The 16,355-nt window shown below is 69.9% G+C and carries 16 protein-coding genes; 9 read left to right on the top strand and 7 right to left on the bottom strand.

What is annotated here, in order from left to right:
- Positions 1-8: 8 nt before the first annotated feature.
- From CLV67_RS46240 to CLV67_RS46225, 4 genes are read right to left on the bottom strand one after another with little or no spacing between them, the layout of a single operon-like run.
- The gene (locus CLV67_RS46240) at positions 9-1,019 is read right to left on the bottom strand and encodes an XdhC family protein (protein ID WP_106330345.1); all 1,011 of its coding nucleotides are present in this window, start codon (positions 1,017-1,019) and stop codon (positions 9-11) included.
- On the bottom strand, positions 1,016-3,205 hold the full coding sequence (locus tag CLV67_RS46235; protein WP_106330344.1) for a xanthine dehydrogenase family protein molybdopterin-binding subunit: 2,190 nt from the start codon (positions 3,203-3,205) through the stop codon (positions 1,016-1,018). The genes CLV67_RS46240 and CLV67_RS46235 overlap by 4 nt, the downstream gene beginning before the upstream one ends.
- Complete coding sequence (locus tag CLV67_RS46230; RefSeq protein ID WP_106330343.1) at positions 3,202-4,182, bottom strand: FAD binding domain-containing protein; 981 nt, start codon at positions 4,180-4,182, stop codon at positions 3,202-3,204. The genes CLV67_RS46235 and CLV67_RS46230 overlap by 4 nt, the downstream gene beginning before the upstream one ends.
- Before the next feature lie 3 nt (positions 4,183-4,185).
- Complete coding sequence (locus CLV67_RS46225; protein ID WP_239166895.1) at positions 4,186-4,638, bottom strand: (2Fe-2S)-binding protein; 453 nt, start codon at positions 4,636-4,638, stop codon at positions 4,186-4,188.
- A 367-nt stretch (positions 4,639-5,005) separates the two neighbouring features.
- Here CLV67_RS46225 and CLV67_RS46220 point away from each other — a divergent pair, with 367 nt between their 5' ends.
- The 8 genes from CLV67_RS46220 (at position 5,006) to CLV67_RS46185 (ending at position 11,152) form a co-directional block, all read left to right on the top strand.
- Positions 5,006-5,689: a response regulator transcription factor gene (locus CLV67_RS46220; RefSeq protein ID WP_106330341.1), complete on the top strand. Its 684-nt coding sequence runs from the start codon at positions 5,006-5,008 to the stop codon at positions 5,687-5,689.
- A gap of 112 nt (positions 5,690-5,801) precedes the next feature.
- Positions 5,802-6,824 carry a zinc-dependent alcohol dehydrogenase family protein gene (locus CLV67_RS46215; RefSeq protein WP_106330340.1) on the top strand — a complete coding sequence of 341 codons (1,023 nt, stop codon included), beginning with the start codon at positions 5,802-5,804 and terminating at the stop codon, positions 6,822-6,824.
- Position 6,825: 1 nt separating this feature from the next.
- The gene (locus tag CLV67_RS46210; RefSeq protein ID WP_146169577.1) at positions 6,826-7,032 is read left to right on the top strand and encodes a hypothetical protein; all 207 of its coding nucleotides are present in this window, start codon (positions 6,826-6,828) and stop codon (positions 7,030-7,032) included.
- Positions 7,033-7,229: 197 nt separating this feature from the next.
- Entirely contained in the window at positions 7,230-7,679 is a 450-nt protein-coding gene (locus CLV67_RS46205; RefSeq protein ID WP_106330338.1) for a DUF2255 family protein, read from the top strand.
- A 55-nt stretch (positions 7,680-7,734) separates the two neighbouring features.
- Positions 7,735-8,763, top strand: coding sequence for a zinc-dependent alcohol dehydrogenase family protein (locus tag CLV67_RS46200; RefSeq protein WP_106330337.1), 1,029 nt, complete (start codon positions 7,735-7,737; stop codon positions 8,761-8,763).
- Positions 8,764-8,820: 57 nt separating this feature from the next.
- Positions 8,821-9,237 carry a (R)-mandelonitrile lyase gene (locus tag CLV67_RS46195; protein ID WP_106330372.1) on the top strand — a complete coding sequence of 139 codons (417 nt, stop codon included), beginning with the start codon at positions 8,821-8,823 and terminating at the stop codon, positions 9,235-9,237.
- Entirely contained in the window at positions 9,234-10,001 is a 768-nt protein-coding gene (locus CLV67_RS46190) for an SDR family NAD(P)-dependent oxidoreductase (RefSeq protein ID WP_106330336.1), read from the top strand. Before CLV67_RS46195 ends, CLV67_RS46190 begins: the two co-directional genes overlap by 4 nt.
- A 164-nt stretch (positions 10,002-10,165) precedes the next feature.
- Entirely contained in the window at positions 10,166-11,152 is a 987-nt protein-coding gene (locus CLV67_RS46185) for an aldo/keto reductase (protein WP_106330335.1), read from the top strand.
- 312 nt (positions 11,153-11,464) lie between these two features.
- Here CLV67_RS46185 and CLV67_RS46180 read toward each other — a convergent pair whose 3' ends face one another.
- Positions 11,465-12,244: a glucose 1-dehydrogenase gene (locus CLV67_RS46180; protein WP_106330334.1), complete on the bottom strand. Its 780-nt coding sequence runs from the start codon at positions 12,242-12,244 to the stop codon at positions 11,465-11,467.
- A 129-nt stretch (positions 12,245-12,373) separates the two neighbouring features.
- A complete protein-coding gene (locus tag CLV67_RS46175) occupies positions 12,374-12,916 on the bottom strand; it encodes a cyclophilin-like fold protein (RefSeq protein WP_106330333.1) in 543 nt (180 codons plus the stop codon).
- A gap of 546 nt (positions 12,917-13,462) precedes the next feature.
- Here CLV67_RS46175 and CLV67_RS46170 point away from each other — a divergent pair.
- Positions 13,463-14,584: an alpha/beta hydrolase gene (locus CLV67_RS46170; protein WP_146169576.1), complete on the top strand. Its 1,122-nt coding sequence runs from the start codon at positions 13,463-13,465 to the stop codon at positions 14,582-14,584.
- A gap of 18 nt (positions 14,585-14,602) precedes the next feature.
- Here the strand turns inward: CLV67_RS46170 and CLV67_RS46165 are convergent, their stop codons facing one another.
- On the bottom strand, positions 14,603-16,210 hold the full coding sequence (locus CLV67_RS46165) for a carboxylesterase/lipase family protein (protein ID WP_239166890.1): 1,608 nt from the start codon (positions 16,208-16,210) through the stop codon (positions 14,603-14,605).
- Between the last annotated feature and the right edge of the window lie 145 nt (positions 16,211-16,355).

Genomic DNA, 16,355 nt, shown 5'->3' with positions numbered 1-16,355 from the left:
GCCCGGCACTACCGCGTCGACACGGTCAGCCGTGGCATCAGCGATTCGTCCGAGCTGGGACACGCTGGCGGGTCGGCCCGGATGGGCAGGTGCCCGGCGCGCAGGGGCTGCCCGGTGCGGCCGTGGTCCAGGGCGACAAGCTCGGCGAGGATGGACAAGGCAGTCTCGCCGATGCCGGCCCCGCCGAGATCGAGGCCGGCCGGACCGCGTAGCCGGGCAAGCCCGGGCGTGCCGTCGAGACGGGCCAGGCGCTGCCGGTGGGTAGCGCGGCTGCCCAGAGCGGCGACGTAACGAGCCGGTCCTGGTAAGGCGGCGCGGAGGGTCCGGTCGTCGATGCGGGGGTCGTGGCTCAGCGTGATCACGGCATCGTTCTCCTCGAGCGGGTGATGTCGCAGCCACTCGTCCGGCCAGGAGCGCACGAGCACGGCGCTCGCCGGAAACGCCCCGGAGCCGAGGTGCCCGGCCCGCGGGTCGACGATGACGACCCGCCGGTCGAGACCCTCGGCTATGTCGGCGATCGTGGCAGCCAGATCGGTGGCGCCGACGAGCACGAGACGCCGCCGCGGCCGCAGCCGCTCGACGAAGGCGCCCGCGGCCGCGCTGAGCCGCCAGTCGTGCGGGGACTCCAGCGCCGTGCCCACATCCAGGGCCTCGTCCGTGTCCAGCGCCGCGGTGATCGCCGTGTGCACCGCGGACGGTGGCGCCGGGGTGATCAGAACCCGCAGTTCCCCGGCACAGGCCGGAGCCGGTTCCCACGGCATGAGCTCGCCGCCCGGCGACACCGGGATCAGGCACGCCGGTGCGCCGGCCAGGACCGCGCGGGCGTGGTCGATGACGATGCCCTCGACGCAGCCGCCGGACAGCGAGCCGCGCCACGTGCCGTCGCCGGCTACGGCCATGACGGCGCCGATCGGCCGGGCGCCGGGGCCGTCGCGCCCGACCAGGCGGGCCAGCACGACAGGCCGGCCCGCCCGGTGATGCGCGTCCACGAACGGCCACACCTCGCGCAGCCCGCTCACTGCAACGCCTCCACGGTGATCGGCAGGGAGCGCACGCGGCGGCCGGTGGCGTTGAACACCGCGTTGGCGATCGCCGGGGCGACGCCGACGTGCACCACCTCGCCGAGGCCCTTCACACCGAGCGACACCATGTGCGGGTCCTCGCCGTTGAGGTAGACGGCTTTCAGGTCGGGGACGTCGGCGTTGACCGGCACCAGGTAGTCGGCGAGGTTGGCGTTGACGATGCGGCCGTCACGGACATCGGTGACGGTGTGTTCCAGCAGGGCGGCACCGATGCCACCGACCATGCCGCCGATCGCCTGGCTCTCGGCCAGCCGCGGGTTCACGATCCGGCCGGCGTCGTAGACCCCGACGAGCTTGCGGATGCGGATCAAGCCGAGGGAGGCGTCGACGGCGACCTCGGCGAAGGTGGCCGCGTAGGCGCTCATCGAGAACCGCTGTCCGGCGTCGTTGGGGGTGTAGGAGCCGACAGCCTCGAGGTGGTCGCGGTTGTTGCGGGCCAGCAGCCGCTCGTAAGTGTCGGCCCGGCCGGGCTGATCCCGCACGGTGAGCCGGCCGGCGCGGACCACGATCTTGTCCGGGGCCGTGCCGTACAACGGAGAGTTCCGGTCTTTGACCGCAAGGTCGATGGCCTGGCGGCGTACGGTGTCGCTGCCGTTGAGCACGGCCGTACCGATGCTGGCCATGGTCATCGAGCCGCCGTGCGGAGGGGTGGGCGGGTACAGCGAGTCACCGAGCCGCATCTGAACGGTGTCCAGGGTCAACCCGAGCGCGTCCGCGGCGACCTGCGTCATCGACGTGTAGGTGCCAGGACCCATGTCACTGCTGGCCGTCTCGACGAACGCGGTGCCGTCGGCGTTCAGCCGGACACGGGCCTGGGCCGGCGCCGACACGGTGTGGTAGTTGCCGGCGGCCATGCCGATGCCGATCAACCAGTCGCCGTCGCGGCGGGTTCCCGGTCGGGCCCGGCGCTGCCAGCCGATCTCGCGGGCGCCGGTGGTGAGGCACTCGCGCAGCCGGCGGGTGGAGAACGGCAGCCCGCTGCCTTCGTCCTTCTCGGGCTCGTTACGCAGCCGCAGCTCGACCGGGTCGACGCCGACGCGGTGCGCGAGTTCGTCCAGGGCCACTTCGATGGCGAACGCGGCGGTGGCCGGCCCTGGTCCGCGTTTCCAGATCGGGGTGTTGACGTCCAGGGCGACCGACCGGTAGTCGATGCGGACGTTCGGCATGCTGTACAGCGATTCCCCGGCCGCGGTGACGGCTTCGCGGAAGTCCTCGTAGGAGGATGTCTCGGCCCGGATGGTGTGTTCCATCGCGGTCAGCCGGCCGCGGCGGTCGGCGCCCAGGGTGATCCGGTAGTCGTAGGCGGGCCGGTATCCGGTGCCGAAGTACAGCTGGCGGCGGGTGAGGACGAGCTTGACCGGGCGCCGCGTCATCCGCGCCGCGAGCGCCGCGATGATCACATGCGGCCAGGGCCGCAGCGCACTGCCGAAGGCACCGCCGACGTACGGGTTGACGACACGTACCTGGGCGCGGGGGATGTCGAAGACCGACGCGAGTTCGGCCTGGGTGGCGTTGATCCACTGGGTCTTGTCCCACACGGTGACCCGGTCGCCGTCCCACTGCGCGACGGTGGCGTGCGGCTCCATCGGGTTGTGGTGGGTGCGCGCGGGCGCGTACGCCATGGTCATCCGCACGTCGGCGGCGGCGAGGGCGCCGGTGGTGTCGCCGCGCGCGTAGCTCTCGGCGGCGTTGGGGGTGCCCTCGCCGAGCCCGAGCGCTGGTTGCTCGGCGGCGTAGGCGACGGTGACCAGGCTCGCGGCGTGCTGAGCCTGCTGCAGCGTGGCGGCGACGGCGACCGCCACCGGCTGGCCGAAGAACCGGACCCGGTCGTCCTGCAACGCCTGCAGCCGTTCGCCCGGCGGGTGGTTGGAGTTCGGGTTCTCCCGGTACGTGAGCCGGGTGGCGTTGAGGTGGCTGATCACGGCGACGACTCCGGGCTGAGCCTGCGCGCGGGTGGCGTCGATGCCGGTGATGCGGCCCCGGCCGACGGTGGCGTCGACGATGACGGCGTGCAACATGCCGTCGATGTTGTGGTCGGCGGCGTAGCCGGCCTGGCCGGTGACTTTGAGGCGGCCTTCGACCCGGGCGTGGCCGACCCCGACGGCGTTGCGTGGCTGGGTCATCGGGTGCCTCCTACGACGCGCAGCTGACGCTCGACGGTGCGTTCCAGCAGGCCGAGCTTGAAACGGTTGTGGGCAAGCGGGCGGGCGCCGTCCGCGGCGTGCCCGGCGGCTCGGGCCCACAGTTGCGGTGTCGGGCGCCGGCCGACCAGCTGCCGCTCGACGGCGCGCAGCCGCCACGGGACGGTGCCGACGCCACCGGCGGCGACCTTCGCGGTCCGGATGACGCCGCCGTCGATGTGCAGTGCCACCGCGGCGGAGGTGAGGGCGAACTCGTACGACTGCCGGTCGCGGACCTTGAGGTATCCGGAGGACAGCGGGCGCGGATGTGCCGGGATCTCAACAGCGGTGATCAGTTCACCCGGCCGTAGGGCGTTCTCGCGGTGCGGGGTCGCGCCGGGCTGCAGCAGGAAGTCGCCGAAAGCGACCTGGCGTGTCCCGGCGGAACCGATCAGGTGCACGGTGGCGTCCAGCGCGGTCAGGGCGACGGCGAGGTCGGACGGGTGGGTGGCCACGCACGCCTGGGAGGTGCCGAGGATGGCGTGCGTGCGGTTCCAGCCTTCGCGTGCCGCGCAGCCGGAGCCCGGCTCGCGTTTGTTGCAGGCGGCGCTGATGTCACGGAAGTAGGTGCAGCGGGTGCGTTGCAGGATGTTGCCGCCGATGCTGGCCATGTTGCGCAGCTGCGGTGAGGCGCTCAGTTCCAGGGCTTGAGAGATGACCGGGTACGCCGTGCGGACCAGCCGGTGCCGGGCGGCGTCGGTCATGCTCACCAGTGCCCCGATGCGCAGGCCGCCGCCGCGGGTCGCGGTGACGCCGCCCAGCGGGAGCCCGGCGATGTCGACCACGCTGTCCGGCCGTTCCACGGTCTCGCGCATGAGGTCGACCAGGGTGGTGCCGCCGGCGATGTACCGCCCGCCGCTCGCGCCGGCCGCCAGGGCCGCCGGTGTGCTGGTGGGCCGGGTGTAGGTGAAGGGGAACATCGGTCATCGCCTCCCGGCGGCCTGGTGCACCGCTGTCACGATCTTGGTGTACGCGCCGCAGCGGCAGATGTTGCCGCTCATCCACTCCCGGATTTCCGCAGCCGACCCGGTGTGTCCCTCGGCGATGCAGGCGGTCCCGGAGACAATCTGTCCCGGCGTGCAGAACCCGCACTGGAAGGCGTCGTGGTCGATGAACGCCTGCTGCAACGGGTGCAACTCGTCGCCGTCGGCCAGGCCCTCGACGGTGGTGACCTCCGCGCCGTCGAGGCGCCTGGCGAGGGTCAGGCAACCGTTGACGCGGCGGCCGTCGACCAGCACCGTGCAGGCCCCGCAGGCGCCGGCGTCGCAGCCCTTCTTCGTTCCGGTCAGCCCGAGCTGCTCGCGCAGCAGATCGAGCAGTGACGTGCGGTTGTCCACCGTGAGGGTGTGCTGATCGCCGTTGATACGTAGCGACACCTGGCCCGAGGTTGCTGCGTCGACCGCCGGCGCAGGGCTCGCCACGGCGGCCGGCGCTACCAGAGTGTTGGTGGCCGCTACGCCGGTGAGACTGGCCGTGCTGGCGAGCAGGGTCCGCCGTGACACGGATCCTTTCGGTAACTCTTCGGACATGTTTCCCATCCTCACGGTATGAAGGCATTGGCCGACGTCGAGATCTGAGAAGCAGATCAGCAGCGCCCGAAAATAATCCGAAAGTAACCGGCCGCAGTGCGGGGTGCATTCGAGATACGGATTTCGGATGATGTCAACCCATCAGGGGTTCCCTGTTGATACACCCCTCGACAATGACTTCCAGACGATGACCGCTGCCCATAGCGTTGCGCAAATGCGAGTGCTGGTGGTCGAGGACGAGCCCGATCTGGCCGAAGGTCTGCGCGTCGGTCTGACCCGTGACGGCTATGCCGTCGATGTCGCGCTGGACGTGGCCGAGGCATACGAACGGCTGACGGTCAACGAGTACGACGTGATGCTGCTCGACGTCAATCTGCCCGACGGCGACGGCTTCACTCTCTGTCGCGACCTACGTCAGGACCGCATACCCGCGCTTGGTGCGGCAGAGTTGCGGGTGCTGATCCTCACCGCCCGTGGTGGCCTGGACGATCGGGTCCGGGGATTGGACGGCGGCGCCGACGATTACCTGGTCAAACCGTTCCACCTGCCTGAACTGCTGGCTAGGCTGCGAGCGCTGCTCCGGCGGGAGAACCGCCACTCGACTGCGACGCTGGTCGCCGGCGACATCGAACTGGACACGGCCCGCCATCTGGTCAGCCGCGGTGGCACCGCGTTGAACCTGACCCGCAAGGAGTTCGGGGTCCTGCGGTACCTCATGACCCGTCCCGGCGAGGTCGTCTCGGCCGAGCAACTGCTCGAACACGTCTGGGACGCCCATGCCGATCCCTTCACACAGACCGTACGGGTCACCGTCGGCACGCTGCGCCGCAAGCTCGGCCCGGAATCCATCGAGACGGTGGTCGGTCGCGGATACCGGCTGCGGCAATCCGCGACGTGAGTACATTGCCGCGCGACGAAACAGGTACTGACAGGGCACCCTTCGCCCGGTATGGAAACGAACCGGCTGGGAATTCGGCATCATCGCAGCGACCATTAACGAGGAGGAAATAATGCGCGGTGCAGTCATGTACGCGCCCGGCGACGTCCGCGTGGAAACGCTGGACGATCCGCGGATCGAGCAGCCGACCGACGCGATCATCCGGCTGTCGGCGGCCTGTGTCTGCGGTTCCGACCTCTGGCCGTACCGGGGCATCGAGAAACTGCAGGGGCCGACCCGGATGGGCCACGAGTACGTGGGCATCGTCGAAGAGGTCGGCAGCGCTGTCACCAGCATCAGGAAAGGGCAGTTCGTCGTCGGCTCGTTCTGGGCGTCCGACAACACCTGCGACATCTGCCGGGCCGGCTACCAGAGCGCCTGCGTGCACCGCGTACTGATGGGCACCATCGGCTCCCAGGCCGAATACCTGCGCGTACCTCTGGCCGACGGCACCCTCGTCGCCACACCAGAGTTGCCGCCGGCCGACCTGATCCCCAGCTACCTGGCCGCCTCCGACGTGCTCGGCACCGGCTGGTTCGCCGCGGTCGCCGCCGAGGCAGGCCCCGGCAAGACCGTCGCCGTCGTCGGCGACGGCGCGGTGGGACTGCTCGCCGTCCTCGCCGCCAAGCAGCTCGGGGCCGAACGCATCATCGCGATGAGCCGCCACGAGCCTCGGCAGAAACTGGCCACGGAGTTCGGCGCCACCGACATCGTCACCGAACGCGGCGACGAGGGCATCGCCCGGATCAAGGACATGACCGGCGGGCTCGGCGCGCACTCGGTCGTCGAGGCCGTCGGCACACAGGAGTCGATGATGCAGGCCGTGCACTCGACCCGCTCCGGTGGGCACGTCGGCTTCGTCGGCGTCACCCACGACGTCAGCCTGCCCGGCATGGACATGTTCAACGCCCTGGTGCACCTGCACGGCGGGCCCGCACCGGTACGCCGCTTCCTGCCCGACCTGATGCGGCTGATCGGCGACCGCACCATCGACCCGGGGAAGGTCTTCGATCTCACGCTGCCGCTCGATCAGGCCGCCGAGGGCTACCGGGCGATGGACGAGCGCCGCGCCATCAAGACCCTGTTGCAGGTGTGACATGCGACCGACCGCAGTAGCGGCAGCATTGTTCCTCGCCGCCGCAGCACTGTTCGCCGTCGGGCCCGGCGCGACCACACGCGCCGCATCGCCGGAGGCGGGATCCGGGCTGATCCTCGTCATCGAGCCGGGCAGCCCTTCGCCGAACTCGGTGACCACTTGCCCGTACGAGCCCACCGTCGTCGGCGAGTGGGCCGGACTGAGTTGATGGCTGCCGCACGACGGCGGGCAACGATCTCGCGGGTACCCGGGGGCCTCCGGGTACCCGCGACTCTCAGCGCCTCGAAGCCGGTCAAGGGTGCTCTGTCAGTACACGCTTTGTCAGGAACTCCCCCACGCCCCAGGTTTCCGATCCCATGGAGGTAAGCCCGGAACGAGCGGGCACAGCGGAAAGGAATTGTCATCATGGCCGACTGGTCGCCTGAGGAACTCCCCGCGATCGGCGGGGCGGACGAGTTGCGCGTCGTCACCGCCGGCCAGAACGGCAGCCCACGCCGAGTCGTGCCGGTCTGGGTGATCGCTGACGGCGACGACCTGTACCTGCGTTCCGCCTACGGCACCAGCAGCGCCTGGTACCGCCGGGCACTCACCCAGCGACAGGGCCGCATCGATGCCGGCGGTATCGACATCGAGGTCACGTTCACCCCCGTCGACGACGCGGCGATCAACGACCGTATCGACGCGGGCTACCGCACCAAGTACCGCCGCTACGGCGCGAGCTACGTCGACCGGATGGTCGCCCCGCAGGCCCGTCACGCCACGCTCAAGATCAGTCCTCGCCAGGAGTCACGCGAGGCCGACGAGCCCTCGGCACCCAGGGAACGTTCGACGGCAGAACGTTCTCGCCCCGTCTGAACCGATCGAGGCGATGTCCGTCGCCAAGCGATCTTCACCACCAAGGAGAACTGACATGCGTCAGGTTGTCATGCACGCCCCCGGCGACGTTCGCGTGGAGCAGCGCGACACACCGGCCATCCTCAAGCCCACGGACGCGGTCATCCGCGTCGCCGCCGCCTGTGTCTGCGGCTCGGACCTGTGGCCGTACCGCGGCATCGAAGCGGTCAACGGGCCGACACCGATGGGCCACGAGTACGTCGGCGTGGTCGAACAGGTCGGCACCGAGGTCCGCGACATCACGCCCGGCCAGTTCGTGATCGGCTCCTTCTTCACCTCCGACAACACCTGCGAGATCTGCCAGGCCGGCTACCAGTCCCGCTGCCCCCACCTGGAGTTCATCGTCGACGAGAGCGGCGGTGCGCAGGCGGAGTACCTGCGGGTTCCGTGGGCCGACGGCACCCTAATCGCCACCCCTGAGCTGCCGGACGCCGATCTGATCCCGTCGCTGCTGGCCGCCTCCGACGTCCTTGGCACCGGCTGGTTCGGTGCGGTCGCCGCCCAGGCCGGCCCGGGCAAGACCGTCGCGGTCGTCGGTGACGGCGCCGTCGGCCTGCTCGCCGTGCTCGCCGCCAAGCAGCTCGGCGCCGAGCGGATCATCGCGATGAGCCGGCACGCCGACCGGCAGAAACTCGCCCTCGAATTCGGCGCCACCGACATCGTCACCGAGCGCGGTGACGCCGGCGTCACCAAGATCAAAGAACTGACCGGCGGGTACGGGGCGCACTCGGTGATCGAGGCGGTCGGCACCCAGGAGTCGATGATGCAGGCGATCAACTCCACCCGCCCCGGCGGTCACGTCGGCTACGTCGGCGTCGCGCACGGTGTCACGCTGCCCGGCACGGAGCTGTTCTTCTCCGGCGTGCACCTGCACGGCGGGCCGGCCCCGGTCCGGCGGTTCCTGCCCGAACTGATCGACTTGATCCTCAAGCGCGAGATCAACCCGGGCAAGGTGTTCGACCTGGAACTGGGACTCGACGAGGCCGCCGCCGGATACCAGGCGATGGACGAACGACGCGCCATCAAGGCCCTGCTTCGCCCGTGATCGTTCCCGGTGGCCGGCACGCCCGGTGTCGGCCACCGTCCTTGCGAGGAGACCGTCATGCACCTTCAGGCTGTGCAGCCCACCGTCAAGATGCCACCGCGAATGTTCACCGGTGACGTCTACATGACACCGGTCTACAACGGCACCGGACCGTCGCGGATGACCGTCGCCCTGGTCCGGTTCACCCCCGGCGCCCGCACCAACTGGCACTCCCACGCCGTCGGCCAGACTCTGCACGTCACCGAAGGCGTCGGCCTCGTCGGCACCCGCGACGGCTCGGTGCTGCATATCCACGCCGGCGAAACCGTGCTCTGCCCACCCGGCGAGGAGCACTGGCACGGCGCCGCCGACACCACGTTCATGAGCCACCTCGCGATGCTCGAAGCCAAACCCGACGGCGGCGACCCGACCACCTGGCTCGAACCGGTCACTGACGAGCACTACCCGAGCGCCAACCAGGGTGCCCGACTGTGAATCCGACCTACGACTTCACCGGCCAGGTGGCCCTGGTCACTGGCGCCGGTTCCGGCATGGGCCTGGCAACCGCCCGCGCCTTCGCCGCCTCCGGTGCCGCGGTCGCGCTGACCGACATCAACGCCGACGCACTCCACACGGTCACCACCGAGCTGACCGACGCCGGGCACCGGGTGCTGGGCGTGCCGTGCGATGTCGCCGACGAGGCCAGCGTCGCCGCCGCCGTACACGCCACGGTCGAACGGTTCGGACGCCTGGACATGGCGTCCAACAACGCCGGCATCCAGGTGCCGCCCAGCGACGCCGCCGACGAGAGTGCCGACGTCTTCGACCGGGTCAACGCGATCAACCTGCGCGGCGTCTGGGCCTGCATGAAACACGAGCTCGCCCAGATGCGCACGCAGGGCAGCGGCGCGATCGTCAACTGTTCCTCCCTGGGCGGGCTCGTCGGCCTGCCGGGCCGGGCCGCCTACCACGCCGGCAAACACGGCGTCATCGGCCTGACCCGCAGCGCCGCCCTCGAATACGCGCCCCGCGGTATCCGGATCAACGCGGTCTGCCCCGGCACCATCGCCACCCCCATGGTCACCGATATGATCGACAAGGGCGAACTCGACCGGGACGAGGCGATCGCCGACCAGCCCATCAACCGGCTCGGGGAACCCGAGGAGATCGCCGCCGCCGTGCTGTGGCTGTGCAGCCCGGGCGCCGGCTTCGTCGTCGGCGTCGCCCTTCCCGTCGACGGCGGCTACACCGCCCGCTGAGCCCAGACTGTGTACCAACAGCCGGCGAAGCGGCGGCCCTCGCATCACACTGACCGATCACCGGCCTTACCGCGTCGACACGTCTGGCCCGGCGTGGACGCACGGCGCGCCGTCAAACCCTGCTGCGCCATTGCCCGAACCTCGACACAACGACTGGAGCATCGATGCACACACGAATCCTCGGCCAGGGCCTGCGGGTCTCGGCCATCGGCCTGGGCGCCATGGGCATGTCCCAGAGTTACGGGCCCAACCCGGGCGACCGCGACGCCATGATCGGCGTGCTGCGCGGCGCTGTCGAACGCGGCGTCACCTTCTTCGACACCGCCGAGGTCTACGGCCCGTACGTCAACGAGGAACTCGTCGGCGAGGCCCTCGCGCCGCTGCGCGACCAGGTCGTGATCGCCACGAAGTTCGGGTGGCGCATCGAAGGCGGCAAGTCGGTCGGGCTCGACAGCCGGCCCGAGCAGATCAGGCGGGTCGCTGACGCGTCGCTGCGCCGGTTGCAGGTGGACACGCTCGACCTGTTCTACCAGCACCGCGTCGACCCGGACGTGCCGATCGAGGACGTCGCCGGCACCGTCGGCGAACTCGTGAAGGCCGGCAAGGTCCGCCACTTCGGCCTCTCCGAAGCCGCCGCGGACACGATCCGCCGCGCCCACGCCGTGCACCCGGTGACCGCAGTGCAGAGCGAGTACTCGCTGTGGACCCGCGACCCCGAACCCGAAGTGCTGCCGACGTGCGCCGAGCTGGGTATCGGGTTCGTGCCGTTCAGCCCGCTCGGCAAGGGCTTCCTCACCGGCACCGTCACCGCCGCCACCGAATTCACCGCCGGCGACATCCGCGCGAGCATCCCGCGGTTCACCGGCGACAACCGCGCCGCCAATCAGGCACTGGTCGAGCACATCACCGGACTGGCCGGCGCCAAGGACGCCACCCCGGGGCAGATCGCCCTGGCCTGGCTGCTCGCCCAGCACCCTTCGATCGTGCCCATCCCCGGGACCCGGCGCCGGGAACGGATCGAGGAGAACGCCGCAGCGGTGCGGGTGCCGTTGTCCGCCGACGAACTCGCCGACCTCAACGAACTCGCCGCCCGCATCGGCGTGCGGGGCAACCGCTACAACGAGCAGCACATCTCGCTCGTCGGTCGCTGATCACCCGGACGCCGGCTCGGGCCGCGACCTGCGACTCCACCACTTCGACCTCGCCGGTCAGGTGGACGACGTGCGCGAGCCGGTGACCTGGCACAACCGCGTCCAGAAGCCGGCGTCGGCGACGGGGCTTAAGCATCCCGGAAGCTGTCGACCGACCGCGGCCTGTCAGCCATCGGCACGTGACGGGAGGGGACCCTGTCTCCGGTGTTCGGATCGGCTCACGGTGACGCCGAGCCGAGCACCGGAGACGAAGTCCGGCAGGCCCATGGTCAGTGCCGGCTGCGAAAACAGGCCGAAAGGCAGCCACATAGCTCAGACGGTTTGGCCGCCGTCGACGACCAGGGCGTGCCCGATGGTGAAAGCAGCGCCGGGCGAGCACAGCCAGAGCACCGCGGAGGCGATCTCCTCTGGTCGTCCGAGGCGGCCGATGGGTTCCTGGGCGATCATCTGGGCGTAGCCCTCGTCGGTTCCCCCGCTGACGCGCTCGATCATCTTGGTATCGATGATGCCGGGGCAGATGGCGTTGATGCGTACGCCCTGGGCGGCGTACTCGAGCGCGGCGGATTTGGTGAGACCGATGACGGCGTGTTTGGTCGCGGCGTAGGTGGCCTGCTGGGCGATGCCCATGACACCAGCGCCGGAGGAGGTATTGACGATCGCGCCGCCCCCACCGGCGATCATGAGGGGGAGCTGGTGTTTGAGACAGAGGAACACGCTGCGCACGTTGACCGTCATCAGCTTGTCGAAGTCCGCCTCGGTCGTGTCGGCGGTGGTGGTGTGGCTCTGCTCGATGCCGGCGTTGTTAAAGGCGAGGTCGAGGCGGCCGTAGACGGCGACGACCTGGTCGAGGGTGGCCTTGACAGCGTCGCTGTCGGTGACGTCGAGGCCGAACGCCATGGCGGTGCCTCCGTCAGCCTGGATCTGGGCGGCGACGGCGTGCGCGCCGGCCTGGTCGAGGTCGGCCAGGGCCACGGTCGCACCGGCGGCGGCGAACGCTCGCGCGGTGGCCTTGCCGATACCGCCGGCGGCGCCGGTGACGAAGGCGACTTTGCCGGTGAACGTCTGTTCGCGGGTGGGGCCTGTGCTGGTCATGTCACGTCCTTTGACGGCATCGGTTGATGCGGGCGGTGTCCGCGGAGCTGGGTGGGAGCCGGCTTTGCGGCGTCCGTTGACATGTCGGGGCGCCGCTGATGGCTCCCGTTGAGGTCGGGCGTGGTGGGTTCAGGCGGTGCGGGGTTCGACGGTCGCGGTGACGGCGCCGTCCATGTCGGCGATGCGGCTGGCGGCGTCGCCGTCGAGGCGGCCGAGGATCACGATGCCGGGGTAGTAAGACTGGTCGCCGTAATAGAGGACGAGGTCGTTACCGGGAGCGTAGTAGCCGACATCGCCAACGTCGGGGTCCGCACCGTCCGGCTGGCCGTCCAGTGACAGCGGTGCCGGCAGCGGGCCGGTCTTCTCCACCGCGCCGTGGTCGGTCATATCGACGGTCAGCGGCAGGTGGGCGAGCAGGTCACGGCCGGCGGCACTGTCGAAGATCGTGGCCTGCAAGCGCTGACCGTTGATGGTGATCTGGATATTCATCTGTTCCTCCCGGGGCGCGGCCGTGTCGCTCGGTGGTGCCGTCGCCCTGCTGGCGCTGTCGGGCGATGTCGTGGACGTTGCAGTGGGCGTGGCACCGGCCTGGCCGTTGCCGCCGCAGGCGGCGAGAGCCAGGCCGAGGATCGCCGACAGCGCCACGCGGGCGATGGTGCGTGAGGTGGGCATGGCATCTCCCCGTATCGGGTTAGGGCATCACGTCAGAAGGCGAGAAGGACCTTGGTGGCGATGCGCTGGTCCATGGGCTTGTACGGGACAACCTGAAGCATCGTGGCGTGCTCCGTTCCCTTCGATCGAGAGCGACCCCACCGAGGTCCACGGCACCTAGTCAACGTGCCCGCGCGAGGACGAAGAAGTCCTTGTTAATGGGTGTACCGACAGGGAATCCCTCATCGGTGTCGTACGGCCTACGCTCGACGCATGGCCAACCGGTCAGGAGGACGCGACCTTCTGGCCACACGTTGGCCCGGCCGGCGCACAAGGCAGTTCGGCTGAGGCGCCATCACCACCGGCCGCTCCGAACCTCCGCAGCCGGGACTAGCCGAACCAGCGCGTTCGGACCGCCCGGCACGCGGGAGAAACAGCATCCAGCAGTGCGTGGCCGCACCGGTCGGTCGACGAAGCCTGCAGGACAACGTCTCTGCGAACTCAGGGAATCGACACGGCGCCGATGTCTGCGCCGTTCCCACCAATCGAAAGATGAGGTTCACTTCCATGGAACGTCGCAAAGCGCTCGGACTGATCGCCGCCACCGGCGCGGCCGCCGCCTTCCCGGCTCTGCCCGCCTTCGGTGCGGAGACCGGCCGCGCCGCCGTTCCCGCCGGGCAGGGCAGGGCCCCGGGCAAGGGCGACTACACCTTCACGCTGGACAAGAACGTCAAGCGGACCTCGGTGCGGTTCAGGAACCGCTACGGCCTCACGGTCGCCGGCGATCTCTACGTACCGAAGAACGCCCGGGGCAAGCTGCCCGCCCTGGTGCTCAGCGGCCCGTTCGGCGCGGTCAAGGAGCAGTCCTCCGGTCTTTACGCCAACGAGTTCGCCCGCCGCGGCTACGTCACTCTCGCCTTCGACCCCTCCTTCACCGGGGAGAGCGGCGGCCCGGTGCGCGACGTGGCCTCGCCCGACATCTACACCGAGGACTTCAGCGCCGCCGTCGACTTCCTCGGCCTGCAACGGATCGTCGACCGCGAGCGGATCGGCGCGCAGGCCGTCTGCGGTCTGAGTGGTATGGCGCTCACCGCGGCGGCTGCGGACAGCCGGATCAAGGCGGTCGCCACGGCTTCGATGTATGACATGTCGCGCAGTATGTCGCGCGGTCATGAGGATTTCTACTCGCGTGAGCAGCGGCAGAAGGTCGTGGACCACCTCAGCCGGCAGCGCTGGATCGACGCGGAGAAGGGCACCTCCGCGCGGCTCTCCCACGAGGTCCCGTTCGACGCCGACGGCAATGTGGCCCCCAGCAACCGCGTCCTGCCCAAGACCCTCCCGGCGAACGCGGACCCGGTCCTGGCGAGCTTCTTCGACTACTACCGCACCGAGCGCGGCTACCACCCGCGGTCGATCAACTCCAACACCGCGTGGACCGCGACCACGCCGATGTCGTTCTTCGCCTTCCCGCTGATGACCAACATCGACCTGCTGGCGCCCCGCAAGGCCCTGCTGGTGGCCGGCGCCGACGCGCACTCCCGCTACTACTCCGAAGACGTCCAGGCGATGGCCCCCGGCACCGTCGACCTCGTGATCGTCCCGGGCGCGGACCACGTCGACCTGTACGACCGCAAGGACCTCATCCCCTTCGACCGGCTCGACGAGTTCTTCACCCAGAACCTCGCCTGACCTGACGTAAGCGCTGTTTCAGGAACGTCTCGGCTCGCGGTTCCCCCAGAAAAGTCGTTCCGCTCGGTCCGGGTCGTTGACGATCTTGCATTGGGCGTCGATCCACATCGTGGCGCGGCTGGTCAGAGTGTAGGCGGGCCAGCGCGGCACGTGCGGCGCGTTCGGGTGGCTGTCGCGGGCGAAGCCGGCCCACAGTGCGCTCATGTGCCGGGCGGTCGCCCGCTCGCCGGCCGGCTGGTCGTCGGGAGTGTTGGCGAATTTGAGGGGGATGTCGGCGGCGTGCGGTGAGCCGAGCGGGAAGTCGGTGCCCGGCACCAGGGTCGGGTCCTGGTAGGCGAGCTGGTACATGTACACCGGTGCCCGGCGCTGCGCGGCCTTGGCTTCGGCGATCTTGATGGCGTCGCGCCAGATCGGCGACGTGGTGATCGCGAAGTAGAGCTGTGCCGGGGTGGCTGCGGGCCGCGACGCGCGGAACGTGGCGATGATCCGGTCGAGTTCGGCACCCTGGTAGGTGCGGCTCAGTTCCCGGCGCAGGCCTGCGTCGTCGATGCGGAAGATGTCGGGCGGGCCGAAGAGGCTGAAGAACACTGTCTCGTCGCGGGTGGTCCCGACCATCAGTGGCTTGCCGGCGGACCAGGGAGCGGCGCCGTCGGCGAACGGGTGCCGGGGGATGATGCGGCCGTCGACGAAGGCGCCGAAGCCGGGCAGCGGGTCCGGGTCGCCCCACGGCGCGACCCCGTTCGCGGCTTCGGACTGCTGGATCTCCAGGAGCCGGCCGGCGGGGATGTCGTGCAGCTTCGCGATGTCCGCGCGGGTCAGGCCGAGCAGATGAAGGGTACGTTCGGCGCGGGCGGTGGCGCCGTCGCGGGTGGGGAACCGCAGCGGCGCGGCACTCTCGATCGAGGCCTTGTGGAACAGCGGCGCGGCGGCGGGCATGGTGTAGACGGCAGCGGTCTTGGCGCCGCCGCCGCTCTCGCCCCACACCATGATGTTGTCCGGGTCGCCGCCGAAGTTGTCGATGTTCTCGGCCGTCCAGCGCAGCGCGGCAAGGATGTCGAGCATGCCCTGGTTGGCGGCATAGTCAGCGCGGGTGAGGTCGTCGAGGAACAGGTAGCCGAGCAGGCCGAGCCGGTGGTTGGACTCGACGACCACCACGTCGTAGAGCTTGGCCAGGCGGCTGCCGTCCTGCCCGGTGGCCGAACCGGAGCCGATCATGTAGCCGCCGCCGTGGTTGTAGAACATCACCGGCCGGCGCCGGCGGTCGGCTGCCGGGGTCCAGATGTTGAGGTAGAGGCAGTCCTCGGAGGGTGCCGGCATCCGGCCGTTGCCGTTCGGTCCCATCTCGCCGCCAGGGGCCTGGAAGGCTGGGTTGGGAAAGTCCACCGTGTCACGCACGCCGGACCACGGCCGGGGTGGCTTCGGGGCCCGGAACCGGAGCTTGCCCAGTGGCGGGGTCGCATAGGGGACGCCGAGGAACTTGACGATGCCGTCCTCGCGCCGCCCGCGCACCTGCCCGTAGCGGGTGGCCGCCACGTCGCGTCGTCCGCCGTCGGCGTGTGCTACCGCCGGCATGCTCATCGCGGCGGCCACGGACAGCGACCCGCCGATCAAGGTTCTCCGGGTCATTCGCGCGTCCATGATCAGACCTCATTCTTTCGGCGGAGCATCGCTCTTCGCGGTGCTTTGTAACGTTTCATCCAGCGGGGGTGCGGTGCGGCGGTCATCGAACATTGATTGACGCACGCAGCCACTGTCGCGGACGCCGTATGGG

Source organism: Actinoplanes italicus, assembly GCF_003001815.1.
Classification (GTDB): Bacteria; Actinomycetota; Actinomycetes; order Mycobacteriales; family Micromonosporaceae; genus Actinoplanes; species Actinoplanes italicus.
The sequence above is the reverse complement of the archived record's forward strand: the minus strand, read 5'-3'. Positions and strand labels throughout refer to the sequence as shown.